The 26,508-nt window shown below is 67.7% G+C and carries 26 protein-coding genes; 7 read left to right on the top strand and 19 right to left on the bottom strand.

The window, feature by feature from the left end; genetic code table 11:
- Positions 1-122: 122 nt before the first annotated feature.
- Entirely contained in the window at positions 123-425 is a 303-nt protein-coding gene (locus RN629_RS00375) for a polyhydroxyalkanoic acid system family protein (protein ID WP_407033298.1), read from the top strand.
- A gap of 99 nt (positions 426-524) precedes the next feature.
- Here the strand turns inward: RN629_RS00375 and RN629_RS00370 are convergent, their stop codons facing one another.
- From RN629_RS00370 to RN629_RS00305, 14 genes are all read right to left on the bottom strand, one after another.
- Positions 525-1,853, bottom strand: coding sequence for a PQQ-dependent sugar dehydrogenase (locus tag RN629_RS00370; protein ID WP_407033297.1), 1,329 nt, complete (start codon positions 1,851-1,853; stop codon positions 525-527).
- Positions 1,854-2,297: 444 nt separating this feature from the next.
- The gene (locus tag RN629_RS00365; RefSeq protein WP_407033296.1) at positions 2,298-3,203 is read right to left on the bottom strand and encodes a hemolysin family protein; all 906 of its coding nucleotides are present in this window, start codon (positions 3,201-3,203) and stop codon (positions 2,298-2,300) included.
- A 9-nt stretch (positions 3,204-3,212) separates the two neighbouring features.
- On the bottom strand, positions 3,213-3,728 hold the full coding sequence (ybeY, locus tag RN629_RS00360) for an rRNA maturation RNase YbeY (RefSeq protein WP_407033295.1): 516 nt from the start codon (positions 3,726-3,728) through the stop codon (positions 3,213-3,215).
- 109 nt (positions 3,729-3,837) lie between these two features.
- Complete coding sequence (locus RN629_RS00355; RefSeq protein WP_407033294.1) at positions 3,838-4,836, bottom strand: PhoH family protein; 999 nt, start codon at positions 4,834-4,836, stop codon at positions 3,838-3,840.
- Positions 4,837-4,966: 130 nt separating this feature from the next.
- On the bottom strand, positions 4,967-6,289 hold the full coding sequence (gene miaB / locus RN629_RS00350) for a tRNA (N6-isopentenyl adenosine(37)-C2)-methylthiotransferase MiaB (protein ID WP_407033293.1): 1,323 nt from the start codon (positions 6,287-6,289) through the stop codon (positions 4,967-4,969).
- A 79-nt stretch (positions 6,290-6,368) separates the two neighbouring features.
- The gene (locus tag RN629_RS00345) at positions 6,369-6,773 is read right to left on the bottom strand and encodes a hypothetical protein (protein ID WP_407033292.1); all 405 of its coding nucleotides are present in this window, start codon (positions 6,771-6,773) and stop codon (positions 6,369-6,371) included.
- An 85-nt stretch (positions 6,774-6,858) separates the two neighbouring features.
- Positions 6,859-7,605: a lysophospholipid acyltransferase family protein gene (locus tag RN629_RS00340; protein WP_407033291.1), complete on the bottom strand. Its 747-nt coding sequence runs from the start codon at positions 7,603-7,605 to the stop codon at positions 6,859-6,861.
- Positions 7,605-8,027, bottom strand: coding sequence for a Fur family transcriptional regulator (locus tag RN629_RS00335; RefSeq protein ID WP_042489602.1), 423 nt, complete (start codon positions 8,025-8,027; stop codon positions 7,605-7,607). The genes RN629_RS00340 and RN629_RS00335 overlap by 1 nt, the downstream gene beginning before the upstream one ends.
- A 100-nt stretch (positions 8,028-8,127) precedes the next feature.
- Complete coding sequence (locus RN629_RS00330) at positions 8,128-8,622, bottom strand: GNAT family N-acetyltransferase (protein ID WP_407033290.1); 495 nt, start codon at positions 8,620-8,622, stop codon at positions 8,128-8,130.
- A complete protein-coding gene (gene tsaB, locus RN629_RS00325) occupies positions 8,622-9,260 on the bottom strand; it encodes a tRNA (adenosine(37)-N6)-threonylcarbamoyltransferase complex dimerization subunit type 1 TsaB (protein ID WP_407033289.1) in 639 nt (212 codons plus the stop codon). The genes RN629_RS00330 and tsaB overlap by 1 nt, the downstream gene beginning before the upstream one ends.
- 8 nt (positions 9,261-9,268) lie before the next feature.
- Positions 9,269-9,859, bottom strand: a complete 591-nt coding sequence (locus RN629_RS00320) for a malonic semialdehyde reductase (RefSeq protein WP_407033288.1) — start codon at positions 9,857-9,859, stop codon at positions 9,269-9,271.
- Complete coding sequence (locus RN629_RS00315; protein WP_407033488.1) at positions 9,859-10,431, bottom strand: NifU family protein; 573 nt, start codon at positions 10,429-10,431, stop codon at positions 9,859-9,861. Before RN629_RS00315 ends, RN629_RS00320 begins: the two co-directional genes overlap by 1 nt.
- 165 nt (positions 10,432-10,596) lie before the next feature.
- Positions 10,597-12,411 (bottom strand): methyl-accepting chemotaxis protein, encoded by a 1,815-nt coding sequence (locus RN629_RS00310; RefSeq protein ID WP_407033287.1) that lies wholly within the window; start codon positions 12,409-12,411, stop codon positions 10,597-10,599.
- A gap of 137 nt (positions 12,412-12,548) precedes the next feature.
- Positions 12,549-13,307, bottom strand: coding sequence for an aspartyl/asparaginyl beta-hydroxylase domain-containing protein (locus RN629_RS00305; RefSeq protein WP_407033286.1), 759 nt, complete (start codon positions 13,305-13,307; stop codon positions 12,549-12,551).
- A 194-nt stretch (positions 13,308-13,501) separates the two neighbouring features.
- Between RN629_RS00305 and RN629_RS00300 the strand changes: the two genes are divergently transcribed.
- The 4 genes from RN629_RS00300 to RN629_RS00285 all read left to right on the top strand — a co-directional run bounded on the left by RN629_RS00300 (position 13,502) and on the right by RN629_RS00285 (position 20,780).
- Positions 13,502-16,504, top strand: coding sequence for a M16 family metallopeptidase (locus tag RN629_RS00300; RefSeq protein ID WP_407033285.1), 3,003 nt, complete (start codon positions 13,502-13,504; stop codon positions 16,502-16,504).
- A gap of 182 nt (positions 16,505-16,686) precedes the next feature.
- Positions 16,687-18,528, top strand: a complete 1,842-nt coding sequence (gene typA / locus RN629_RS00295; protein ID WP_407033284.1) for a translational GTPase TypA — start codon at positions 16,687-16,689, stop codon at positions 18,526-18,528.
- 225 nt (positions 18,529-18,753) lie between these two features.
- Entirely contained in the window at positions 18,754-19,863 is a 1,110-nt protein-coding gene (locus tag RN629_RS00290; RefSeq protein ID WP_407033283.1) for a sialidase family protein, read from the top strand.
- A gap of 83 nt (positions 19,864-19,946) precedes the next feature.
- Complete coding sequence (locus RN629_RS00285; RefSeq protein WP_407033282.1) at positions 19,947-20,780, top strand: shikimate 5-dehydrogenase; 834 nt, start codon at positions 19,947-19,949, stop codon at positions 20,778-20,780.
- A 19-nt stretch (positions 20,781-20,799) separates the two neighbouring features.
- Here RN629_RS00285 and RN629_RS00280 read toward each other — a convergent pair whose 3' ends face one another.
- Entirely contained in the window at positions 20,800-21,201 is a 402-nt protein-coding gene (locus tag RN629_RS00280; protein WP_407033281.1) for an EVE domain-containing protein, read from the bottom strand.
- 139 nt (positions 21,202-21,340) lie between these two features.
- Between RN629_RS00280 and RN629_RS00275 the strand changes: the two genes are divergently transcribed.
- Positions 21,341-21,754 (top strand): hypothetical protein, encoded by a 414-nt coding sequence (locus tag RN629_RS00275; RefSeq protein WP_407033280.1) that lies wholly within the window; start codon positions 21,341-21,343, stop codon positions 21,752-21,754.
- 78 nt (positions 21,755-21,832) lie between these two features.
- The gene (locus RN629_RS00270; protein ID WP_407033279.1) at positions 21,833-22,105 is read left to right on the top strand and encodes a DUF3297 family protein; all 273 of its coding nucleotides are present in this window, start codon (positions 21,833-21,835) and stop codon (positions 22,103-22,105) included.
- A 230-nt stretch (positions 22,106-22,335) separates the two neighbouring features.
- Here RN629_RS00270 and RN629_RS00265 read toward each other — a convergent pair whose 3' ends face one another.
- From RN629_RS00265 to lipB, 4 genes are all read right to left on the bottom strand, one after another.
- Positions 22,336-24,198: an ABC-F family ATP-binding cassette domain-containing protein gene (locus RN629_RS00265; protein WP_407033278.1), complete on the bottom strand. Its 1,863-nt coding sequence runs from the start codon at positions 24,196-24,198 to the stop codon at positions 22,336-22,338.
- A gap of 126 nt (positions 24,199-24,324) precedes the next feature.
- Entirely contained in the window at positions 24,325-25,035 is a 711-nt protein-coding gene (locus RN629_RS00260) for a hypothetical protein (protein WP_407033277.1), read from the bottom strand.
- A gap of 244 nt (positions 25,036-25,279) precedes the next feature.
- Entirely contained in the window at positions 25,280-25,549 is a 270-nt protein-coding gene (locus tag RN629_RS00255) for a hypothetical protein (RefSeq protein ID WP_407033276.1), read from the bottom strand.
- Positions 25,550-25,617: 68 nt separating this feature from the next.
- A complete protein-coding gene (gene lipB, locus RN629_RS00250) occupies positions 25,618-26,313 on the bottom strand; it encodes a lipoyl(octanoyl) transferase LipB (RefSeq protein WP_407033275.1) in 696 nt (231 codons plus the stop codon).
- Positions 26,314-26,508: the final 195 nt, after the last annotated feature.

The raw sequence follows: 26,508 nt of genomic DNA, 5'->3' as shown, positions 1-26,508 counted from the left end.
CGTATGCCCCCGTGCGCGGACGGGACGCGATCCCGCCGCAAAGGCGGGCTGGCCAGGGGCGTCGCTGCGGGCTTCAAGACCCTTGCCGATGATGCCATGATGGTCGCCAAGGAGATGATCGCATGAGTGCCCCCATTTCGCTCGATATCCCGCATCGGCTTGGCAAGGAGGGGGTGCGTGCCCGGCTGGACGGCGGCATCGGCAAGATCGGCCGGCTGATCCCCGGCGGCGCGACGGTCGAGCATCGCTGGGGCGGCGACACGATGCATTTCACCATAGGGGCCATGGGCCAGTCGATCGACGCGCAGGCCATGGTCTATGAGGACAAGGTTCATGCGATCGTGAACCTGCCCGCCTTCCTGTCGCTATTCTCCAGCCAGTTGGAGGCGGTGATACGGGCAGAGGCCCCGAAGCTGTTGAAATAGCGTCGCGGCGGCGCGGGCCGGCGCCGATCCCCCCTGGCCACGATGCCGATATGGTGACGGATGGGAAAGGCGAGGGGTATGCTAACCCCCCGCGTTCGATCACCCGGCCGCGTGCACCCGCCACACGACATTGCCGACATCGTCGGCGACCAGCAGTCCGCCCTTCTTGTCGACGATGACGCCCACCGGCCGCCCCTGCGCCTCGCCCCTGGCGTTCAGGAAGCCGCTGACCACGTCGACCGGCTTGGCTCCCGGCAGCGGGAAGCCGTTGGGGCCGAAGGGGACATAAACCACCTTGTAGCCCGAGGGCGGCTTGCGGTTCCAGGAGCCATGCTCGCCGATGAACACACCCTGCGCATAGCGGTCCCCCAGCCTGGCCCCTTGCGAAAAGGTCAGGCCCAGCGCGGCGACATGCGGGCCCAGCGCGTAATCCGGGCGTTTCACATATTGCTGGAGCGCGGGGTTGGCCGGCTCGACGCGATCGTCGGGATAGCCGCCCCAATAATACCAGGGCCAGCCGAAATGGTCGCCGAACTCGATTTGCGTCAGATAATCGGGCGCCAGATCGGAACCGAGCATGTCGCGCTCGTTTACCACGGTCCACAGCCGTCCGTTTTTGGGGTTCAGCGCCATGCCGTTGGCGTTGCGCAGACCCGCGGCATAGATTCGCCAGGTCTTGTCCTTGGGCCAGACCTGCAGGATCGCGGCGCGATATTTCTCCGCGTCCAGGCCCTTTTCGGCGATGTTTGTGGCCGAGCCGACCGACACGAACAGCGTCTGCCCATCGCCTGAGGCGATCACGTTGCGTGCCCAGTGATTGCCGCCCGGATTGAGCGGCACGACCTTTTCGGGCGTGACGGTGATCCGGGTCTCGCCATCGCGATAGGGCACGCGGACCAGCGCGTCGGTGTCGCCGATATAGAGATAGCCGTCGAACAGCGCCATGCCGAAGGGCGAATTGAGTCCCGTGAGGAACGGCGTCTTCAGATCCGCCACCCCGTCGCCATTGGTATCGCGCAGCAGCGTGATACGGTTGGCCGAAGGGCCGCCCGCGCCCGCGCGGCCGAGGAAGACATTCATGATCTTCTGCACGATTCCGCCGCCGTCGCGCGGGGGCGAATTGGTCTCGGCGACCAGAACATCGCCATTGGGCAGTTCGTACAGCCAGCGCGGATGGTCGAGGCCGGTCGCGAAGGGCTGGATCGCCAAGCCCTGCGCCACCTGTGGCATGGTCCCCTTGGCCCAGCCGACCGGCTTTGCGATGACGACCGTGGGGATCACCTGCTCGCGCGGCGCGCCGATGGTCGGCCGCTTGCCCGCCACCTGGTCCACGCTCAACCGCGCCGCGTCGGGCCAGGCAAGCCAGCTCACGATGGCGATGCCCAGCAGGACGATGATGCCGAGAACGATCAGGACGTGTTTGCGCATGGCGCGCAGAATAGGGGCGCTCGCGTGCCGGGGGAAGGACGAAGCGTGGATGCGGCCGATTTTCTGGCGTGCGCGGCCGGTCCGATACGAAGTGAGGGCGCACCATCGAGGTCCCGATCGCGCCGGGAAATGGCCGCCGGCACCACGGGGAGCGTGCCGGCGGCCTCGAGGACGCGAACGATAGGGAGCTGTTTCACGCCCTCGAACTCGGGAGATTCGGCTGCGATATCCTGCTGCGAAGGACCTCCTGTCGCGGGGCCGCGCAACCGTTCCTTCCAGTGTTCGAGTTTCCGCCACGAGCCATAGGCGGCGGCGAGCGGCGGGGATAACGCATTAAGGCATCGTCTGTGATCGAAACCGTGATTTGACGGCGGCGCAAAGACGCGGCCGGGCGGATGTCGTCCCGGCGACCGGACGCGGGCGCGCCGCGTCCCGCCCTTCGCCTCAATCGTCGGCTGTCGCCACCGCGGGATGCAGGCGGAGCCGGTGGATCCTGCGCTCATCGGCCTGGGTAACTTCGATCCGCCAGCCGCTGGGATGGTCGATGCAAGCGCCGACCTCGGGCACATGGCCCGCCAGCACCGCGGTCAGGCCGCCGAGCGTGTCGACATCTTCCTCGGCCTGTTCCAGCGCGGGGTCGATCGCGCGGCCGACCTCTTCCAGGCTGACACGCGCATCGGCATCCCAGGCTCCGCCGTCGAGCGGCACGAGCAGCGCCTGCGGCGCCTCGTCATGCTCGTCCTCGATTTCGCCGACGATCTCCTCGATCAGATCCTCGATCGTCACCAGCCCTTCGGTCCCGGAATACTCGTCCAGAACCACCGCCAGATGCACGCGCTTCTGCCGCATATCCGCCAGCAGGTCGAGCGCGCCGCGTGACATGGGGACGTAGAGCGGCTCGCGGATCAGGTCGGCGATCGTCTCGGGATGCGCCGCGCCGGTGGCCAGGATGTTGAAGACATCCTTGATGTGGACCATGCCGATGATCTGGTCGAGCGTCTCGCGATAGACGGGCAGGCGGCTGTGCCCCGCTTCGGCGAAGATCTGGACCAGATGGTCGAACGTCGTGCGTTCCTCGATCGCGATCATGTCGGCGCGGGGGACGCCCACGTCCCCGGCGTCGCGCTCGCCGAAATGCAGCAGGTTGCGCACCATCTGCCGTTCCAGCGGGGTCAGGTCGCCCTTGGCATCGGGGCCCGGTTCGCCCTCATGCCGGTCGATCGCCTCTTCGAGCTGTTCGCGAAGCGATTCCTCGGGCTCTCCACCGAAGATCAGGGCCTTCAGGCCCCGCCATATGCCATTCTCGTTCGAGTCACCGTTGCCGGTGCTGCTACTGGGGCCGTCGGCCATCGGGGGGTGTCAGTCCTCGCGTATCAGATAGGGGTCGGCGATGCCGAGGCTGGCCAGCGCGTCGCGTTCGATCGCTTCCATCGCTTCAGCCTCGTCATCCTGCATATGGTCATAGCCTAGCAGATGCAGCACGCCATGCACCAGCAGATGAGTCGCGTGCGTTTCAGGTGAGATCCCGCGCTCGGCGGCCTCGGCCAGACAGACGCCATGCGCCAGCACGATGTCGCCGAGCAGCACCTCGCCATCGTCCGAATTCTGGGTGACCGTCTCGATCAGGTCGGGCTGCACCATCGGGAAGGACAGGACGTTGGTCGGCTTGTCCTTCTGCCGATATTGGCGGTTCAGCGCATGAACCTCCTCATCGCTGGTCAGCCGCACCGAAATCTCGACCAGCGCGGGCGTGGTCAGCAACGGGCCATATGGCGTGCGTTCGATGGCGGCGTTGGCGGCGCGGGTGGCAAGAATCGTCCAGCTATCCTCGTCGCCGGACCATGGCTCCTCGTGGAGCAGCGCAATCTCAATCATCGGGGCCTTTCCGGGGCGTTCAAATCGGTCGGGGAAAAATCGTCACGCTTCTGCAACGGTTCCGCGCGCGGGCCATGGGGGTCGCGCGCGGCCATCGCCGTATCCTGGCTCAGGCATTGGGCCCTTCATAGGCCTCGACGATTCGCCCGACGATCGGATGGCGGACGACGTCGGCGGCGGTGAAGCGGCTCATCGCGATCCCCTCGATCCCCTCCAGCCGCCGGACCGCATCGGCGAGCCCCGATGCCGCGACGCCGCCGGGAAGGTCGACCTGGTTGGGATCGCCGCAAATGACCATCCGGCTGTTCTGGCCGAAGCGGGTCAGGAACATCTTCATCTGCGCCGGCGTGGTGTTCTGCGCCTCGTCGAGGATGACGAAGGCGTCGGCCAGCGTCCGTCCGCGCATGAAGGCGATCGGTGCGATCTCGATCTCGCCCGAACTGATCCGCCGCTCGACCTGCTCGGCGGGCAGGCAGTCATACAGCGCGTCGTAGAGCGGGCGGAGATAGGGATCGACCTTCTCCTTCATGTCGCCGGGCAGGAAGCCGAGCCGCTCGCCCGCCTCGACCGCCGGGCGCGACAGGATCAGGCGCTGGACCGAGCCGGTGATGAGCTGCGCCACCGCCTGCGCCACCGCGACATAGGTCTTGCCGGTGCCCGCCGGGCCCAGGGCGAAGACCATGTCGTGGGAGACCAGCTCCTTCATATACTGAGCCTGGGCGGGGGTGCGCGGCACGATCGTCTTCTTGCGCGTGCGGATCATGATCCGCGGCGCGGCGTTGCGTTCCGCACTGATGATCCCCTCGAGCGTGGGTTCGGAGGCCATTGCGATGGAGGCATCGACCAGGCCGGCATCCACCTCTTCGCCGCGCTGGATGCGGGCATAGAGATCGTTCAGCACGTCGCGGGCCAGCGCGACCTGCTCGGCCGTACCCTCCAGCCCCACCCGGTTGCCGCGCGCGGTGATGTAGACGCCCAGTCGATTTTCCAGCGCGACCAGATTGCGGTCATATTGGCCGAACAGCTGCGAGAGCGCTTGCGGCTTGTCGAAGCTGAGTTCCGCCCGGCTGCGTTCACCGGCCTGGGCGGGGAGGGGCTTGCGGCTCATGCGGTCCTTTCACCGTCTGTGGTCGTCCCCAAGATGGGGCGGGGACGGTCGGAACACCAGCGAAATTGCGTGACACGGATATGACGAGGCATGGGTGTCACGGGAGGGCGGCACCGGGCGGTGCTGGCGCTCACGCCGCCGCGCGCACCGTCACCTCGCCCGCCAGCGAATTGGGGCCCGCGGATACCAGTGCGACCTCGACCAGATCGCCGATCGCATGGTCGCCGATCAGATGGACCGATTGCAGCCAGGGCGATTTGCCCAGCATCTGGCCGGGCAGCTTGCCACGGCGTTCGATCAGGATGGTGCAGGTGCGCCCGACCGTGGCGGCATTGAACGCCTGCTGGTCGCGGTTCAGCGCGGCCTGGAGCCGCTGGAGCCGGTCGTCCATCACCTCGGCGGGCACCTGGTCGGCCATGGTCGCGGCGGGGGTACCGGGGCGGGGGCTGTATTTGAAACTGAATGCCTGGGCATGGCCCATCGTGTCGACCAGGCTGAGCGTGTCGGCGAAGTCCGCCTCGGTCTCGCCGGGAAAGCCGACGATGAAGTCACCCGACAGCGCGATATCGGGACGCGCGGCGCGGACCCGGTCGATCAGCCGCATATAGCTGTCGCGCGTGTGCTGCCGGTTCATCGCCTTCAGGATGCGGTCGCTGCCCGACTGCACCGGCAGATGCAGGAAGGGCATCAGGCTCTCGACATCGCGATGCGCGTCGATCAGCCCCTGCGTCATGTCGTTGGGATGGCTGGTCGTATAGCGGATGCGGTGCAGCCCCGGAATCCGGTCGAGCGCGCGGATCAGGCCGTGCAGCCCGCGATCCTCGGCATCGTTCCACGCATTGACGTTCTGGCCCAGCAGCGTGATCTCGCGCGCGCCTGCATCGACCAGCGCTTTGGCCTCGTCGACGATCGCGGCGAAGGGGCGGCTGACCTCCGCGCCGCGCGTATAGGGCACCACGCAATAGGTGCAGAATTTGTCGCAGCCTTCCTGCACGGTCAGGAAGGCGGAGGGGTTCACCTTGCGACGGCCTGGTAGGTGGCCGAATTTCGACTCCACCGGCATGTCGGTGTCGAGCGCGGCTTCACCCGCCGCCGCCCGGGCGACCAGCTCGGGCAGGTTGTGATAGGCTTGCGGGCCGACCACCACATCGACCTTGGCGCGGCGGATGATCTCCGCGCCCTCGGCCTGCGCGACGCAGCCCGCGACCGCGATCATCGGCTTGCGGCCCTGTTCACCCGCGTCCTTGCGCAGGCGGCCGATATCCGAATAGACCTTCTCGGTCGCCTTTTCGCGGATGTGGCAGGTGTTCAGGACGACCAGATCGGCCGCCGCGGCATCGTCGGTCGCCGTCAGGCCTTGCGCGGCCATCAATTCGGCCATCCGCTCGCCGTCATAGGCGTTCATCTGGCAGCCGAAGGACTTGACGTGAAAGGTCTTGGGGGATGCGGGCATCCGCGCCCCTTACCGCAAATCCCCCGACGTCGCCAGCACCCGCCGATTTCGGGCGTTCATGCCAGGGGGGCGGGGGCGATCATCCGCCCGGCGCCAGGCAGACCCGCGCCTCGTCCATCATCTCGCTGCTCTGGCGATACAGGTCGGTGAAGCGCGAATAGGCGGCGTCGTGCGCCGCCTGCGATTTCGTCGGGCCATAACGGGTGAAGGTCACGGCCTCGGTCTCGGTCACGGCCGGGCCGGCGCCGCCGCGCGTCAGGACGCGTACCAGCATCGTGCGCGTGGGGTCGTTGTGCGCGGCATACCAGGCGTTATGGGCCGCGACCGCCCTGGCGAAGGTGGCGAAGCCGCCGGGCTTGATCCTGCTGTGGCGGATCGTCGCGGGGCTGGACCCGGCGGGGCAGGGATTGGTGGTCTGCGCGGCGGCGGCGGCGGCGGTGGTGGTGGTCCACAGGCTGGCGGCAACGAGGATCGTCTTGAGCATGGCTTCCCCCTTTTGCGACGCATCGGCGTGCGGAGGTCAGCCTATCGCACGGGGATGGGCGGGGCGACCGTTGATTGCGGGACGGTCAGGACGCCGCGATTCGGGCGCGTGCTTCGACGGCCATGGCCTTGCGATCGGGATAGTCGGCGGGGTCGAAGGGGGCGAGGTAATGGAGCGTCACGGTGAAACGGCCGGGACGTCGCAGCATCCGCCTGGCATGGGCATCGCCCGGATCGCTGCCCAGCCAGGCGAGATCGGCCGCCGCCGCGCCATAGTCGATCCGCGTCGGCTGCACCCGGATGCCGGGGACGGGCGGCAGCAGCGCGGCGAACAGCGCGGGCTTGAAGGGCAGGAGCGACAGGTTGTCGCCCGTCGTTCCTTCGGGAAAGATCGCCAGCGGCTGTCCCTCGGCCAGGGCGGCGCGGATCGCCGCGATCTGGTCGCTGACGCCCAGCCGGTCGCCACGCTCGACGAAGAGTGTCCGGTTCAGCCCCGCCAGCCAGCCGATCAGCGGGAGCGCGGCCACCTCCGCCTTGGCGACGAAGCGTGTGCCCGCCGTCCCCGACAGCAGCAGAATGTCGAACCAGCTCAGATGATTGGACACGATCACCGCGTCCCGGCGCAGCGGTTGGCCGACAACCCGGATGTCCGCGCCCAGGATGATCGCCACCCGGCGCAGGAATCGCCGTGGCCAGGGCGAGGAACGCCCGCAAAGCCGCCACGCGCCGTGCAGCGCGAGCGCGATCAGCAGTGCGCCCACGATACATGAAAGGCGGCCCGCTGCGCGCAGGCCGCCCTTGCCGTCGATGTCGCGATCGTCGGCGGCCGCCATCAACTCTTGCGGTCGAGGCTGACGCCGTAGAGTTCCATGCGATGGTCGACCAGGCGGAAGCCCAGCTTCTCGGCGATCGCCTTTTGCAACTGCTCCAGTTCGGGGTCGACGAATTCGATCACCCGGCCGGTTTCGACATCGATCAGATGGTCGTGATGCGCCTCGGGCGAGGGCTCGTAGCGGGCGCGGCCGTCGCCGAAATCATGACGGTCGAGGATGCCCGCCTCTTCGAACAGGCGGACGGTGCGGTATACGGTCGCGATCGAGATGCCCGGATCGATCTTGGCAGCGCGCTCATAGACCTTTTCGACATCGGGATGGTCCTCCGCCTCGGACAGGACGCGGGCGATCACGCGGCGCTGTTCGGTGATGCGCAGACCTTTTTGGGCGCACAGCGCTTCGAGATCGATTTTGCGGGCCATGGTAACGTTCAAACTCCCTGGAGTAGGTGCCTATCTACGCGCTTTCCCTAATTGCGAAAAGAGGATAGCGGCTCGCAATAACCCGGAGACAGTGATCGCCTCAGCCAATGGCGCGCCGATAGGTATGCGCGTCATAGAGCTGGCCGTCCTGCCCCCGGTAGTAATGACGCCGTTCGCCGCATTTGGCAAAACCATGCGCGGTGTAGAAAAGGATGGCGGGATTGTTGGACCGCACCTCCAGATGCAGGACGGTGACGCCCGCCGCCGCGCAATCGGCCATCACCGCCCGGACCAGCGCGCTGGCGATGCCGCGGCGCCGATGATCGGGGGCGACGCCCAGCAGCAGCAATTCCGCCTCATCGAGGATCGATCGGGTCAGCGCGAAGCCGACCGGCTCCCCGCCCGCATCGCCGCCTGCATCCCCGGGCGCCTCGGCGATCAGCAGGCGAACGCCGGGCATCGCCATCACGCCCAGCAATTGGGCGCGGGTCCATGCCTCGCCCCATTGCGGGTCGAAGGCGGCGGCCATCACCTGTTCGGCGGCCCCCGCGTCGCGCGCGTCGCCGGGGCGCAGCGTGAGGCTCAAGCTTGCCATCAGGCGGCGATTCCGGGCGGAGTGATGCCGCCGGGCAGCTTGGCGTCGGGCGCGCGGCCATAAATGGGGCGCGGGACCAGGTCGATCAGCGCGGGGGGCAGACGCCATGCCTGCGCCGCGTCGGGCAGCGATTCGACGACCCGCAGGTCGGGGGCCAACTGGGTCAGCCAGCGCACGCCATTGCCGACCGCCATCCGCCCGTCCAGCGCGGCGAGCGCGGCGTCGGGCTTCATCGAGGCGAACGGGGCGAGCGGTGTCAGGTCGCGGGCAAAGCCCTGCACGAAGACCTCGCCATGCCCGCCTTCCAGCACGATCGACAGCCTGTCGTCATCGCATCCGGCAAAGGCGGCGGCGGCGACCAGCGCCAGCGCGCTATAGCCTGAGGCGGGCACGCCCCAGCCCAGCGCCAGCCCGCGTGCGGCGGCGATGCCCACGCGGATGCCGGTGAAGCTCCCCGGCCCGCAATCGACCAGAATGCGCGCCGCCCGGCCGCCATCGGGCAGGGCGGCGATCATCGGGACCAGCTTTTCGGCATGGCCGCGCCCGACCACGTCATGGGCACGGTCGATCACCCGGTCGCCGTCGAGAAGGGCGACCGAGCAGGCGGCGGTGGCGGTGTCGATGACCAGTGTGCGCAAGGCTGTGCTCAGACGATCCGGTTGGCCTGGTCGAAGGCGAGGCGCGGGTTGCGCGGGTGCAGCGTTTCGCGGTCGCCATAACCGATGGTCGCGATGAAGTTGGACCGTACCCCCGGCTGGTCGGCGAAGAAGGCCTTGTCCACCGCCCCCTGGTCGAAGCCCGACATGGCGCCGGTGTCCAGTCCCAGCGCGCGGGCGGCCAGGATCAGATAGGCCCCCTGAAGCGAGCTGTTGCGGAAGGCCGATGCCTCGCGCAGCTCGGTATTGCCGTCGAACCAGCTCTTGGCATCGACATGCGGAAAGAGCTGCGGCAGGTGTTCGTGGAAGTTCACGTCCATGCCGATGATGACGGCGGCGGGCGCCGCGCGGATCTTGTCGGCGTTGCTCCCCGTGGCGCACTCCGCCAGCTTGTCCCTGGCCTCCTGGCTCAGGCACCAGACCATGCGCGCCGGGCTCTGGTTGGTCGAGGTCGGCGGCATCTTCATCAGGTCCCAGAGCGCGCGGATTTCCGCCTCGCCCACGGGCGTGTCGAGATAATGGTTGAAGGTCCGCCCTTCGCGGAACAGCCGGTCCAGGCTGGCATCATTGATCGGGTTCATCAGACGGACCTCACTTCGGTGACTTCGGGAACATAGTGGCGCAAAAGCTGCTCGATCCCGTTCTTCAGCGTCGCGGTCGAGGAGGGGCAGCCGGCGCAGGCGCCCTGCATCCGCAGATAGACCTTGCCCTTGTCGAAACCGCGATAGACGATGTCGCCGCCGTCATTGGCGACGGCGGGCCGCACGCGGGTGTCGATCAACTCGCGAATCTGCGCGACGATGTCGGCATCCTCGGGATTGTCGGTGAAGCTTTCTTCCTCCGACGGAACCGTGAAATCGGCGCCGCCCTGTTTGAACAGCGGCATCTGTGCCGAGAAATGGTCGAGCAGGATGCCCAGCACATCGGGCTTCACCTCGGCCCAGTCGACGCCGGGCGCGATCGTCACCGAGACGAAATCGCGGCCGAAGAACACCCCGGTTACGTCGCCCAGGGTGAAGATCGCCTCGGCCAGCGGGCTGGCGGCGGCCTCCTCGGGTGAGGCGAAGTCCCGGGTGCCGTTGTCCATGACCTTGCGGCCGGGCAGGAATTTCAGCGTCGCCGGGTTGGGCGTGGGTTCGGTCTCGATCAGCATGGGCACCATGTGGCGCGGGCGGCGGTGGGGATCAAGCAGGCTGCGCGAAAGGATGCGTTTCTCATGCCCCACGCCCGCTATCGCGGATCCCCTTGCGTCGTCCTGTCAAAGGCCGGTCCGACAGGTCGCGCGCAGAGCGTCGGCGCCGCCTCGAACGCGCCGGTGTCAGAACTCCGACCAGCCGCCGTCATTGGCCGCGCGCCGCGACCGTACCGGCGGGGCCGGGATGCGGGCGGGCGCGTCGGCCGCGACACGGGGCCTGGTGGGGGCATCCACCTCGTGCGCCAGCCGGAAGCGGGTGACGGCGCGGTTCAGATCCTCGGCCTCATCGGCCAGGCCGCGCGCGGCGGCGGTCGCCTGTTCGACCATGGCGGCATTCTGCTGCGTCACCGAATCCATTTCGGTCAGTGCGACGTTGATCTGGGCCATGCCCGAGGCCTGTCGCGTGGTCTCCTCCGCGATCGTCGCCATCAGCGTGCCGAGTTCGCCCATGCCCGCATTGATCCGGTCGAGCGCGTCGCCCGTCTCGCCGACCAGGCCGACGCCGACCCGGACATGGCCGCTGCTGGCGACGATGCGGTCCTTCACATCCTTGGCGGCATCGGCGGAGCGTTGCGCCAGCGCGCGAACCTCCGACGCGACGACCGCGAAGCCGCGCCCCGCCTCGCCCGCGCGGGCCGCCTCGACCCCGGCGTTGAGCGCCAGCAAATTGGTCTGGAAGGCGATGCCGTCGATCACACCGATGATCTCGGCGATCTCGGTCGAGGCGCGTTCGATATCGGTCATCGCGGCGCGGGCGCGGACCACCACGCTGCCGCCGTCGCGCGCGTCGGCGCGGGTCCGCTCGACCGCGCGCGCCGCATCGGCGGTGCCGCTTGCGGCGTGGCGCATCGTTTCGGTGATCTCGTCCATCGCCGCGGCGGTTTCCTCCAGGCTCGCCGCCTGCTGCTCGGTCCGCTGCGACAGGTCGTCGGAGGCCTGGCGAATGTCCATCGCGCCCGCGCGGATGCCGCCGGTGGTGCTGGCCACTGCGGTCATCGCCGATTGCAGCGCGGACATGGCGTCGTTGAAATCGAGCTTCAGCCGATCGAACGGCGCGTCCAGCCGCGCGTCGATCCGCGCCGTCAGATCGCCGCGCGCCAGCGTGGACAGCCCCTGGCCGATGCTGGAGACGATCAGCGCGGTCTGTGTCGTCTTGGCCTGTTCGGCCTGGGCCAGCTGGTCGCGAAAGGCGGTCATGGACCGCGCCATCTGCCCCACTTCATCCCCGCGCTCGCCATGCGGGATCCGCGTGTCGATTCCGCCGGCGGCCAGCGCGCCCATCGCCGCGCGCAGGTCGTGCAGGGGGCGCACCACGGTGCGCAGCGCCATGGAAAGGCCCGCGGCCAGTCCGAGGACGGCGAGCAGCAGCGTCGCACCGATCAGGATCCAGCGCCCACGCGTGGCCGTCTGATCGGCTTGGTCGCGAAGCGTGGCGATCATGTCGTGCAGCGCGTCGATCCGGGCATCGGCGATCTTGGATGCATTGCGTTCGGCCGGGCGTACGCGTTCGCGGAAATGCGCCAGCCCGCCCATCCGGTCGCCCGCCATCGACAGGCGACCGACCGTCGCCAGTTCGGCCCGGACCTGATCCTGCGAGGGCAGATAGTCGGGCGAGGCCGCGGTCAGCGCGGGGTCGGCGCGCACGGCAGCCAGTTGCTGGGCGAATGTGTCCAGCCGATGGACGAACTTGTCCTGGATGACCTGTCGTTCGGCCGGGTCGCTCTCGATCACCAGGTTGAGCGCATCACGCTGCAACGAACGGCTGAGCGAGCGCGCCTCGGCGAGGAGGACCATCTGCGCCTCCGCCCGGGTCGCCGTCGCATTGGCGTCGGCCACCTGGCTTTCGATGCGCAGCGTCACCGCCGACAGGATGCCGAGCAATCCCATCGAGAGCAGCAGCGGCGCGATCAGGCGTGCGGTTACGCTTTTGAAAAACATGACAAAACCATGACAGAACGACCTCGGAGGAACGGTCGATCTTTGGGTCGTCACCTGTTATCGAAAGGTTAATGCGCGGTCGGTGCGGTCATGCAATTCCTGATCGAAGCCGATCAATTTTGCCGATGACCGGCCTTCTATAAGGGCGACACGCGCGCCAGCGGCGGGGCGGCATGGCGTAGTGCCCGCAGAATCAACGTCGCCAGTCCTAGGCCGGGCTGGCGCAGCGGCCGGGCGAATTGGAGGTGGAGCACCACGCGCGGCGCCGACCCGTCGTTCCAGAGCGCATGATCATAGCTGTCGTCGAACAACAGCGTCTCGCCCTCGGCCCAGCGGACGACCCTGTCGCGCAACCGCATCCGCGCATCGCCGTCACGCGGCACCGCCAGTCCGAGATGGCAGGTGATGAGCGCCTTGGTCAGGCCGTGCCGCACGGGCACATGCACCCCGGCGGGCAGCGCGGCGAAGGCGGCGTTGTGCAGACCCGGAATGCCGCTGAGCGTGCGCGCTGTCACAGGGCAGCGATCGGCCAGATCGCTGGCCGGCAGCCCGCCCTGCCACAGCATCTGGTCCCGCCACCCGGCGTCGCGCGCCTCGTCGCGGATCGCCCGCCATTCGCGGCGCAGCGTCGCGGTCCAGGCAAATTCCCGCACGTCGATCAACGGCCCCCGGGGAGCAAGCGAGGACGCCGCGATCGTCCGGTTGGTCGCCCGGCACAAGCGGCGCAGCAGCCAGGAGGTGTGCGCCTGGGGCTCCAGGATAGACGAATCGCCGTGCGGATGAAGGCGGAGGAGGCGCGCGCGCGACTGATGGCCGGACCCGGGACTCGCGCCCGATTCATGCCATATTGTCTCGACCGACGGGCGGTGGACACCGGCATTCATCACCTTGCTCATAACGCGCTTCACTTCCCCGGCCGCTCTCGCCCGACCGCTCCTTGGTCAAATTCGGGCCTGGTCTGTCCCAGGATCCGATCGGCGATTCTGCGATGGCTAGGCGCATTGTGGGTCGAAATCATGGCTGGGACGCCCCGGACCATGGCCATTTAGGGGCGGCTGGCGGCGTGGCGCGCGGCGCGATAAGAGGGGGCATGGCGTTCCCGACCCGCGCGATGCGCATCCCCGCCCCGTCGCTCCTGCTCCGGCCGAGGCTTTGGGGTTCGATCCTTTTGGGCCCGATGCTTTTGGGGCTTTCGCTCCCCGTCGACGGCCAGCAGGCGCCGCGCCCGACCCCGACTCCGACCGTCAATCCCTCGATCCCGCAGGGCAGTCCGGTTCCCGCCAGCGTCGCGCTGCCCAAGGCCAGCGACCCGCTGGCCCCGCTGCCGCCGATTCCGGGCGTCGACCTGTCGCCCTGGCTCTACAAGGGGTCGGACCTGCCGCAGGACAAGGCGTGGAAATTCGGGCGGCTGGCCAATGGCCTGCGCTTTGCCGTCCGTCGCAACGGCGTGCCGCCGGGGCAGGTGGCGGTGCGGGTGCGGATCGATGCGGGCTCGCTCAACGAACGCGATTCGGAACGCGGCTTCGCGCATCTGATCGAACATCTGTCCTTCCGTGGGTCGCAGCATGTGCCCGATGGTGAGGCCAAGCGGATCTGGCAGCGGCTGGGCGCGACCTTCGGTTCGGATTCCAACGCGACCACCACGCCCACCCAGACCGTCTACCAGCTCGATCTGCCCGGCGCGACCGAGGCGGGGCTGGACGAAAGCCTGAAGATCCTGGCGGGGATGATGTCCGCCCCCTCGATCACCGCCCAGTCGCTGGGGGCCGAGCGCCCGGTGGTGCTGGCCGAGCGGCGCGAACAGCCGGGGCCACAGGTCCGCTATTCGGACAAGGTGCGCGAGACCTTCTTTGCGGGGCAGCCGCTCGCCGAGCGGTCGCCGATCGGCCAGCTTGCGACGCTGGAGGCGGCGACGCCGGAGGCGGTGCGCGCCTTCCACGATCGCTGGTACCGCCCCGAACGCGCGGTGGTGGTGATTTCGGGCGATATGGACCCGGCACTGCTCGCGCGGCTGGTCGCGCGGAATTTCGGCGGCTGGCAGGGTCTCGGCCCGAGCCCGGCCGATCCCGATTTCGGGCAGCCCCGGGCGGATGCGCCGGTCGCGGGCGCGCTGGTCGAGCCGGCGATCCCGCCGGTCGTCGCCATGGCGGTGCTGCGCCCCTGGCATTATCAGGACGACACCGCGATCTTCAATCAGAAGCGGATGGTCGACATGCTGGCCGCGCGGCTCATCAGCCGCCGGCTGGAGAACCGCGCGCGCGCCGGGGGCAGCTTCCTGCAGGCCAGCGTGTCGCTCGACGACGTATCGCGCTCGGCCAACATGACCACGGTGAACATCGTGCCGATCGGCGACGATTGGGAAGCCGCGTTGAAGGATGTCCGCGCGGTCATCGCCGATGCGATGGCGGTCGCGCCCAGCCAGGCGGAGATCGACCGCGAACTGGCCGATTACGACGCGGCGCTGCGCACCCAGGTCGAAACCGCGCGGGTCGAGGCGGGGGCCAAACAGGCCGACGACATGGTCGGCGCGCTCGACATCCGTGAAACCGTCACCGCGCCCGAGACCTCCTATCAGATCCTGAAACAGGCGGTCGCCGCGCGGATGTTCACGCCCGAGACGGTGCTGGCCTCCACCCGCAAGATCTTTCAGGGCGCGGCGACCCGCGCGCTGGTCAACACCCGCACGCCGCAGCCCGATGCGATCGCCAAGCTGACCGCCGCGGTGAAGGCCGATGTCCGCCCGCTCGCCGAGCAGCGCGCGCGACAGGGGGCGATCAGCTTCGCGCAACTGCCCCGGCTCGGCCGTCCCGGCAAGGTCGTCGCGCGCGAGAAGGTGGCCGAACTGGGGGTCGAGACGATCCGCTTCGCCAATGGCGTGCGGATGCTGCTGATGGCCAATGACGGGGAGACCGGGCGTGTCTATCTGCGCGTGCGGTTCGGGCGCGGCTATGACGCGCTGCCCGCCGACCGCGAAAGCCCGATCTGGGCGGCGGACATGGCGTTGATGGCGGCGGGGATCGGCAAGCTCGATCAGGGCGATCTCGACCGGCTGACCGCCGGGCGGCGCATGGGCCTCGACTTCGACATCGATGACGACGCCTTTGCGATGACCGCGCTGAGCGCGCCCGGCGATTATGCCGACAATCTGAAGCTGATGGCGGCCAAGCTCATCGCGCCGCGCTGGGACGCCGCACCCGTCAACCGGGCCAGGGCGGCGATGCTGGCGGGCTATGACGGGTTCGACGCCTCGCCCGACAGCGTGCTGGGCCATGAACTGGAGCGATTGCTGCGCGACGGCGATCCGCGCTGGGGCACGCCGCCGCGCGAGGCGATCGTGGCGACCACGCCGCAGGCGTTCAAGGCGCTGTGGGCGCCCTTGCTGGCGTCGGGCCCGATCGAGGTCTCGATCTTCGGCGATGTGAAGGCGGACGAGGCGATCGCGGCGGTCGCGTCGAGCTTTGGTGCGATCCCCGCGCGCAAGGTCGACGCGACCCCGGCCCCGCCGATCCGCTTCCCCAAACATGGCGCGACGCCGGTCGTGCTGACCCATGGCGGCCCGGCGGACCAGGCGGCGGCGGTCATCGCCTGGCCGACCGGCGGCGGCGCGGGGGACGAGGCGACGCGCAGCACGCTCGACGTGCTGGCACAGGTCTTCTCGGACCGGCTGTTCGACCGGCTGCGTCAGCAGGCGGGGGCGAGCTACAGTCCGCAGGTCGGCAGCCAATGGCCGATCGGCCTGCCCGGCGGCGGGCGGATGATCGCGATCGGCATGGTCGCCCCCGACAAGGTCGACTTCTTCCTGGCGACCGCGCGCGACATCGCCGCCGACCTGGCCGCGCATCCGATCGGGACGGACGAGTTGCAGCGGATCAAGCGCCCGATGGCGCAGCGCCTGTTGCGCATGTCGTCGGGCAACCAGTTCTGGCTGCAACGGCTGGGCGGTGCAGCCTATGACCCGCAGCGGATCGAGGCGACGCGGCGCATGGCCGAACAGTTCGTCGCGATCGGCCCGGCGGATATCCAGAAGGTCGCGGCGCGCTATCTGCGCCCCGATACCGACTGGACGCTGAAGGTGGTGCCGCGCGGCAGGTGAGTTCCTCCCCGTCACGGGGAGGGCGCGCAACGATGTTTTCGGCGGGACGGAACGATGCTCCCGGAGCAGGGTTTCATCCGCCGACCGTCGCCGTGCGCCGCAATATCCGCGCCACCCTTTCGCTTTGTCCGCAATTCGGCTATGGCGCGCGCCGACATACCCTCCGAACAAGAGAAACCTGCATGAGCCTCCGCAACGTGGCGATCATCGCGCACGTCGACCATGGTAAGACGACCCTGGTCGATCAGCTGTTCCGCCAGTCGGGCACCTTCCGTGACAACCAGCGCGTCGAAGAGCGCGCGATGGATTCCAACGACCTCGAAAAGGAACGCGGGATCACCATTCTCGCCAAGCCGACCTCGGTCGACTGGACGCCCCCGGGTAGCGACGAATCCATCCGCATCAACATCGTCGACACCCCCGGCCACGCCGACTTCGGCGGCGAGGTGGAGCGCATCCTGTCGATGGTCGACGGTGTCGTCCTGCTGGTCGATTCGTCGGAAGGCGCGATGCCGCAGACCAAGTTCGTGACCGGCAAGGCGCTGGCGCTGGGCCTGAAGCCGATCGTCGTCGTCAACAAGGTCGACCGCGCCGACGCGCGTATCCAGGAAGTGCTGGACGAAGTGTTCGACCTGTTCGTCTCGCTCGACGCGAATGACGAGCAGCTTGACTTCCCGGTCCTCTACGCCTCGGGTCGCAACGGCTATGCCTCGACCGACATGGACGCGCGCGAAGGCACGCTGATCCCGATGTTCGAGACGATCGTGAACCATGTTCCGGCGCCGAAGGTCGAAGTCGAGGACGTGCCCTTCACCTTCCTGGTGACGCTGCTCGACCGCGACAACTTCCTGGGCCGCATCCTGACCGGCCGCGTCAATTCGGGCACGGTCAAGCTGAACCAGGCGATCCACGCGCTCGACGCCGACGGCAATGTGATCGAAACCGGCCGCGCGTCGAAGATCCTGTCCTTCCGCGGTCTGGATCGTGTGCCGGTCGAAGAGGCCAAGGCGGGCGACATCATCTCGCTGGCGGGTCTGGCCGTCGCGACGGTGGCGAACACCATCGCCGATACGAGCGTGAGCGAGCCGCTCAAGGCGCAGCCGATCGATCCGCCGACGCTGTCGATGCGTTTCGCGGTGAACGACTCGCCGATGGCGGGCCGTGAGGGCACCAAGGTGACCAGCCGCATGATCCGTGACCGCCTGATGCGCGAAGCGGAATCGAACGTCGCGGTGAAGGTCACCGAGAGCGACGACCGCGACAGCTTCGAGGTCGCCGGTCGCGGCGAACTCCAGCTCGGTGTTCTGATCGAGACGATGCGCCGCGAAGGCTTCGAACTGGGCATCAGCCGCCCGCGCGTGCTGTTCGGCGAGGACGAGGACGGCAAGAAGACCGAGCCGTATGAAACCGTCATCATCGACGTGGACGAAGAGCATTCGGGCACGGTCGTCGAGAAGATGAACCTGCGCAAGGCCGAGATGACCGACATGCGTCCCTCGGGCGGTGGCAAGACCCGCATCACCTTCTCCGCGCCGTCGCGCGGCATGATCGGCTATCATGGCGAGTTCCTGTCGGACACGCGCGGCACCGGCATCATGAACCGCCTGTTCGAGAAGTATGGCCCCCACAAGGGCAAGATTGAGGGCCGCAAGAACGGCGTCCTGATCTCGAACGGCGCCGGCGAAGCGCAGGGCTATGCGCTGGGTCCGCTCGAAGAGCGTGGCATCCTGTTCGTCGGGCACGGCGAGGCGCTCTATGAGGGCATGATCATCGGCGAGAACGCCAAGACGGATGACCTGGAGGTCAATCCGATGAAGGCGAAGCAGTTGACCAACTTCCGTGCGTCGGGCGGCAAGGACGACGCTATTCGCCTGACCCCGCCGAAGAAGATGACGCTGGAACAGGCGATCGCCTATATCGACGACGACGAAATGGTCGAAGTGACCCCGAAGTCGATCCGTCTGCGCAAGCGCTACCTCGACCCCAACGAGCGCAAGCGCGCCGCGCGCTCGAAGGCGGCGTAAGCAGGACAGGGGCCGGACGGAAACGTCCGGCCCTTTTTCTTTTGGGGTGATGCGACCCCGCGATCTGCGATTCCGCCCTCCGCGCAGGTCCGGCATGGCCGTCGACTATGCTCGGACCGAACGGTGCGTGAGAAAACGGCGCCCTTGTTCCCCGGAGCCCATTCCGTTTTCCCCCGATCCCGCCTATCGGCCTGCCACGCATCGATGGGTAGAAGGATAACCGGCATGAGGATCACCGCGCTGCTCGCACTGGCGATGGCCCCGGTCCCGGTTCCCGCCCCGGCGATGTCCGCCGTGGCACAGCCCCTGACCGTGAAGCCCCCGATCGTGCAGGCGCGATCGCCGATCCTGCGGTCCGAGTTCATCGACGCCGCGGCCCCCTATCCGCAGGCGCATGCCTCGACCATCGTGCAACTCCCTGACGGCACGCTCGCTGCCGCGTGGTTTGCTGGGTCGGGGGAAAGCCGTCCCGACGTCCGCATCTGGTTCGCGCGGCGCGGGCCTAGGGGGTGGGATGCGCCGGTGCCGGTCGCCGATGGCGTCAGCCCGGACGGGCAACGCTATCCCACCTGGAACCCCGTGCTGTTCCAGCCGGCGGCGGAGCCGCTCCAGCTCTTTTACAAGGTCGGTCCCAATCCGCGTGGCTGGTGGGGCATGGTGATCCGCTCGACCGATGGCGGCCGCCACTGGACGGCGCCCGAACGCCTGCCCGACGGCGTGCTCGGCCCGATCAAGAACAAGCCGGTCGTCGCCCCCGATGGCGCGTGGCTTTCCCCCTCCAGCCGCGAGGAGGGGACGGCCGAGGCCAATATCTGGTCGCTGCGGATCGAACGCAGCACCGACAGGGGCCGACACTGGACGGTCGGCCCGGCCATTGCCAGCCCGATGCATATCGAGGCGATCCAGCCGAGCATCCTGTTCCACCGCGACGGATCGCTGCAACTGGTCGCGCGCACGCGGCAGGGCGCGCTGGCGCAGAGCTGGTCGCGGGACAAGGGCGTCACCTGGTCGCCGATCGCGGCGATCGACCTGCCCAATCCCAATGCGGGCACCGATGCGGTGACACTGGCCGATGGGCGGCAGCTGATCGTCTATAACCACAGCGCCCATGCGCCTGCGACGCCGGGCGACGGGCCGCGCTGGCCGTTGAACATCGCGCTGTCGGACGATGGCGTGCGCTGGCGCGAGGTGCTGACGCTGGAGAGCAAGCCGATGCCCGACGGCTATGCCTATCCGGCGGTGATCCAGACGCGCGACGGGCTGGTCCATGTCACCTATACATGGAATCGCCAGCATATCCGCCATGTGGTGATCGATCCGCGCCTGTTGCGATAAGAGGCGAGTGCATTCCTCTCGCGCGGGGAGCTTGCGGAAATCTGGGGGATGCGGGAGCAGGGGCGTTCGATTAAACCGTCGCGATGACCATCAAGCCCCCCATTGGTCGCGATACGCGGCTGTGCATGTCCCTGTCGGCGCGGCCCGGCAATTTCGGTTCGAGCTTCCACAACCGGCTCTATGAACGGACCGGGCTCGATTATGTCTATAAGGCGTTCAGCACCACCGATCTGGCGGCGGCGATCGGGGGGATTCGCGCGCTGAATATTCGCGGCTGTGCGATTTCGATGCCGTTCAAGGAAGCGGTGATCCCGATGCTCGACGGGCTGGCGGGATCGGCGGCGGCGATCGACAGCGTGAACACCGTCGTCAATGATGACGGACGGCTGACCGGGTACAACACCGACTATGCGGCGGTGGTCGCGCTGATCGCCGGGATCGACCGCGCCATGCCGTTCGTGCTGCGCGGGTCGGGCGGCATGGCCAAGGCGGTGGTCGCGGCGCTGCGCGATTCGGGCTTCGCGCATGGGCTGATCGTCGCGCGCAACGAGGCGGCCGGGCGGGGGCTGGCCGACCTTTATGGCTTTGACTGGGCGGGCGAACTGGCGAAGGGCGCCTCGGAGACGCGCGGGGGCCTGCTCATCAACGTCACCCCGATCGGCATGACCGGCGGCAATGAGGATGACATCGCGTTCCCCGAAGCCACGATCGCCGACGCGGCAATCGTGTTCGACGTGGTGCAATATCCGCCCGAGACCCGTTTCCTGGCCACCGCCCGGACGCTCGGCAAACGGATCATCACCGGGACGGAGGTGGCGACGATTCAAGCCTTGGAGCAGTTCGTCCTCTATACCGGGGTCCGCCCCGATGCCGAACAGGTCGCCGATGCGGCGGCTTATGCCCGTAGCCTGGGCTGATCCACTATCATCGGTCGGCTTAAAGGCCCGCCATGGCCATCAGCACCGCCCATTCGGCATCGCCCACCGGAGACACCGAAAGTCGGGACTGACGCAGCATCGGCAGTGCGGCCAGACTGGCTTCGGCCTTCATCGCGGCCAGCGTGACAGGGCGGGGCAGTGCCCTATCGGGGGCGATCGCCACCGACACCCATCGGCCATCCGTGCCATCCGGTTGCGCGGCGCGGCTGATGGTGGCGACACCGACGGCGGCCTTGTCCTTGCCGCTATGATAGAAGAGCGCCGCGTCGCCCGGCCGCATCGCGCGCAGATGCCCGGCGGCGGCGGCGTTGCGTACGCCGTCCCATTCGGTCGCGCCGTCGCGCACGAGGTCGTCCCAGCCATAGCTGTCCGCTTCCGATTTCAGCAGCCAATGGGCCATTTCCCGCGTCCCTCCTGAACCGTGACTAAACACCACATTCCAACGTCATTCAGCCCGTTTGTGCCAATCAAGGCAATACGGACGCAAAGCTGCGTATTTTGGGATCGGCGGACCGGGCTGGCTGTATCGGAGGTTCGAAATGAACGGGTTTTTCAAGAAATTGGGTCTGGGCCTGGCGCTGGGCGCGACGGCCATGACCGTTGCGGCTCCGGCCGAGGCGCAGCGTTGGGGCCCCGGCTGGGGAGGCGGTGGCTGGGGTGGCGGCGGCTATTATCATCGCGATCGTGGCGGGGATGCGGTGGCGGGCGCTCTGCTGGGCGGCATCGTCGGGCTCGGCCTAGGCGCGGCAATCGCGAGCAGCAACCGGCCGCGCTATGTGCAGCGCGATTATTATTACGACAATGGCTACACGCCTTATTACGCGCCGCCGGCTCCTCCGCCTCCTCCGCCACCGGTGGTGTATGAATATCGCAGCTACACCCCGCGGTGCTGGAACGACTGGCGCTGGGACCCCTATTGGGGGCGCAGCGTGCCGGTGCGGGTCTGCAACTGACACAGGAGCGGCGTCGGGAGCCATCCCGGCGCCGCTTTTTCTTGGCAGCGCGCGCGAGTCGGCGTTAAGGCCCGGAGCATGACCGATATTGTCCCCGATCGCCTGTCCACCAACCCGGACAGCCCCTATTTCGACCAGGACCTCCTGCAGCGTGGCATTGGCATCCGCTTCAAGGGTGCCGAGCGCCGTGACGTCGAGGAATATTGCATCTCCGAAGGCTGGATTCGCGTCGCGCTGGGCAAGAAGGTCGACCGCCATGGTCGTCCCCTGACCCTCAAGCTCACCGGCGAGGTCGAGGCGTGGATCGAGAATCCGGCGCAGGACGACGCCGAGGGTTCGGACGAAGCCTAACGCCGGACCACCCCGGCGAAGGCCGGGGTCCAGTTGTAGTGCGCGGTCGAAGGCGAGGTGCTTTTGCCTCCCATGCGACCGTCAGCGCGTCATCGGCGTGATGGCATCTGGGCCCCGGCCTTCGCCGGGGTCGAAGAGAGTGGGGGGAGGGAAATCCCCAACCTCCGCTCAGGCTGAGCGAAGTCGAAGCCCACGGAACCCCGGCTTCCCCCACAAACGCGGCGCGGCCGTTACGCCGCCTCCATCGCCTCGCCCGCTTCCATCCAGCGCCTCTCCGCGTCGGCCAGTTTGTCGACCACCTCGGCATGGCGCTTGTTCAACTCGCCCATTGACAGTTTCGCATGGCGCGGTTCGGCCGCCGCCGGATCGGCCATGGCCTTGTCCAGCGCCTCGCGCTCGCGGGTCAGCTTGGCGATCTCGTCCTCGATCCCGCGCAGCGTCTTCTTCATCGCGTTGAACCGTTCGCGCTGCTCGGCCGACGCCTTTTTGTTCGCCGCCCGGTCGGCCTTGGAGGCGGCGTCGCCCTGGCCCGCATCGCCCTTCAGGACGAAGGCGATGTAATCGTCCAGCGTTCCGTCGAACTCGCGTGCGGTGCCATTGTCGACCAGCACCAGCCGGTCGGCGGTCATTTCCAGCATGTGCCGGTCATGGCTGACCAGCACGACCGTGCCCTTATAGGTGTTGAGCGCCTGCACCAGCGCCTCGCGCGCATCGACGTCCAGGTGGTTGGTCGGTTCGTCGAGGATCAGCATGTGCGGCGCGTCGCGGGTGATGAGCGCGAGCGCGAGGCGCGCGCGCTCACCGCCCGACAGCTTGCCGACCTTGGTCGTCGCCTTGTCGCCCGAAAAGCCGAACCGCCCCAATTGCGCACGCACCGCCGCCGGGGTCGCGCCGCGCATGATCCGGGTCATATGCTCCAGCGCGGTGTCGTCGGTGTCCAGTTCCTCCACCTGATATTGGGTGAAGTAACCGACCCGCATCTTGCCGCTGGCGGTCATGTCGCCCTCCATCGGCGTCAGCTGCGCGGCGAGCAGGCGGGCGAGCGTCGTCTTGCCGTTGCCGTTGCGGCCCAGCAGGGCGATGCGATCGTCCGGGTCGATGCGCAGGTTCAGCCGCTTGAGAATCGGCGTCTCGGCATAGCCGACGCTGGCGAGGTCCAGCGTGATGAGCGGCGGGCGCAGCTGATCGGGATCGGGGAAGTCGAAGGACAGCGACGGATCGTTCGCCATTTCGGCGATCGGCTGCATCCGCGACAGCATCTTGGCGCGGCTCTGCGCCTGCTTGGCGGTCGAGGCGCGGGCCGAGTTGCGCGCGATATAATCCTGCAGCTTGGCGCGCTGCGCGTCCTGATTCGCCTTGGCGGCGGCGAGTTGCGCCATCCGTTCGGCCCGCTGCCGCTCGAACGAGTCGTAGCCGCCCGGATAGAGCGTCACCTTGCCGTTCTGCAGATGCAGGATGTGGTCGACGACATTGTTCAGGAAGTCGCGCTCATGGCTGACCAGCAGGATCGTCGCGCGATAGGATTTGAGGAAATCCTCCAGCCACATCACCGCTTCGAGGTCGAGGTGGTTCGACGGTTCGTCGAGCAGCAGCACGTCGGGCGCCGAGAAGAGCAAGGCCGCCAGCGCCACGCGCATCTTCCACCCGCCCGAATAGCTGGACAGCGGACGCGCCTGCATCGCTTCGTCAAAGCCCAGCCCCTGCAGGATGCTGGAGGCGCGCGCGGGCGCGGTATAGGCGTCGATGGCGATCAGCCGTTCGTAGATGTCGCCCAGCTTTTCGGGATCGCTCTCGGTCTCGCTCCGCTCAATCAGCGTGGCGCGCTCGACATCGGCGGCCAGCACCGTGTCGAACGGGGTGGCGGTGCCGTCCGGGGCTTCCTGCGCGATATAGCCGAGTCGGGCACCCTTGGGCATTTCGGCGGCACCGTCATCGGCCTCCAACTGGCCCGCGATCACGCGGACGAGCGTCGACTTGCCCGCGCCGTTGCGGCCGATCAGGCCGACCCGGCTGCCGGGGGGAAGGGCCGCGGATGCACCGTCGAGGATCGTGCGGCCGCCCAGGCGCACGGTGATGCCATTCAGATTGAGCATGGCGGCGCGCCTAGCAAATTCCGTGCGCCAAGGGGAGGGGGCGCGTCCCGTGGATCGAACGATCGCCCCGGACATGCGAAGGGCCGGGAATCCCGGCCCTTCGTCGTCATCGGATCGTGATGCGGATCAGCGCGCGGCGATGCTGGTCGGCGTGGCGGGCGGCCAGTTCTGCGCCCCGCACTTCCGGTGCATCCATTCGGCGCGTTTGTTCCAGCACATCGCGTCGAGGCGCGGCATGGCGATGGTGAAATGCTGTTCGCGCCCGACATAGCGGGGGAAGCGCTGCTCGCCATAGGGCACCAGGCTGTTGCGCAATTCGCGCATCCGCGTGACCGCCAGTTCGCCCAGATGCCCGCGCGGGGTGAAGACTGCCTGATGCGCGATCGAACCCGCCGTCTGGCAGAAGCCGAGCTGCCCCGACACCGAGGAGAAGCTGGCATAGGTGCGCGTGCCATATTGGTCGAGCGCGTTCTGCCCCTCCTTCACGGTCTTGCTGGTGCGCTTGAAATAGGCCGCCAACTTGTCGAACGCGCCCTTCAATTCGCCCTCGTGGTCTTTCAGGATGGCGTTATAGTTGACGACGGTCGAAAGCATCGGCTCGAACTGGCATTGCAGGGCCGCGACGTTCAACGCCGCGCGCATGTTCCACAACAGGCCAGCACGCAGCTCCGCCGGGGTCGCGCCGGGCAGGGGCTGGGCGATGCCGGGTTCGTCGCCCTGGACCGGCTTGCCCTGGAAATCATAGGACTTCAGGAAGAACTGCGCCGATGCGGGTGCCGCGGCACCCATCCCCCAAAACGCCGCGCCAGCGACCAGCGCGGTCCGCACCAATTTCATTTCGTTCCGATCCTTCCCCCGCAGGGCTTTCAAGCGTCGCGAAACATAACGCTTTTCCGTGTTTTCCCCAACTGGAAATCGCCGCTTCACGATCGGTTAAGGCGCTTTTGTCGTTACGCAACTGTAGCGATGCGGTGGCTCGGTTCGCGCCATTACCCGCGCGGCAAAAGATCGTCCCGCCCAATAAAAAGGCCGCCCGGTCGCCCGGACGGCCCCTTTTCGTCTGGGTTGCCCCGGACGATGATTACATCGCGTTCGACGCGTTGGTCGCCACGGTGTCGTTCGACATCACCATGTCGTTGCCCATGGTGTCGTTGGCCATCACGCCACCGTTCATGGCGCCGTCGACGGCGGTCATGTTGTCGGTCGCCGTGTCCATGCTCTCGGTGGCGTTCATGTCGGTGACCATGTTGGCGTCGGTGGTGTTCTCGGTCTTCGAGCCGCAAGCCGAAACCGCGAGCGCCGCGCCGGCGATGATCGAGCCCGTCAGGACCTTGGAGATGATTGCACGCATTGGAAGCTCCTTGATATTAAGGATTTGGAACGGCTTGCTGGCCCTATTTACCCAAATCGAAGTGGACATTAATCGGATACCGCCTGGTCCTCAAGTCTCGATTTGTCGGACGGGGACGTCAGGGTCGCGAGAAACGCCGAAAAGCTCAACGCCAGCGCCTCGTCAAAGGTTTCCAGCGAACGGCCTCCATTGATCGAAAAAAGGCTGGTCACCGGAAATTCGGGAAGGCCGCATGGCACGATGCCGCCGAAATGGGACAGGTCGGGGGCGATGTTGATCGCAAAGCCGTGCAGCGTGACCCAGCGGCGCACGCGGACGCCGATCGCGCCGATCTTCGCCTCGCTGCCGCCGTCACGCGTCCAGATGCCGACCCGCCCCTCGGCGCGAAAGCTGTTCACGCCCAGCCGGGCGAGCGCGGCGATCAGCCAATCCTCCAGCGTGTGGACGAAATGGCGCACGTCGCGCCCCCGCCGGTTCAGGTCCAACACCAGATAGCCGGTGCGCTGACCGGGGCCATGATAGGTATATTTGCCGCCGCGACCGGTCTGGAACACGGGAAAGCGCGGATCGACCAGATCGACCGGATCGGCGCTGGTTCCGGCCGTATAGACCGGCGGATGTTCGAGCAGCCAGACCAGTTCGCGGGCCTCTCCGGCGGCGACGGCGGCGGCGCGCGCCTCCATTTCGGCCAGCGCCTGGTCATAAGGGGTCAGGCCGGGGCTGACGCGCCATTCGATAGCGGTGATGTCGGGGTCATGGGTCACGATGGCGGGTATCTGCGCCTCGACCGGCGGGGATGCAAGTCGCGCAGCGGCGGGGAAAAGGCGCGGCGGCTCGCCTGGCGCGGGACGGGGTCCGCCCAAGTCCAGTACCGGTCCAGTTCGGGGACATGGCCGGGTCGGGACATGGCCGGGCGATGGCATTGGCGCTAGCGATCGGCTAGGCACGATGGCCCGCAG

The organism is Facivitalis istanbulensis, from assembly GCF_040560405.1.
Lineage (GTDB): Bacteria > Pseudomonadota > Alphaproteobacteria > Sphingomonadales > Sphingomonadaceae > Sphingomonas > Sphingomonas istanbulensis.
This window is presented reverse-complemented; position numbering and strand designations above follow the sequence as displayed.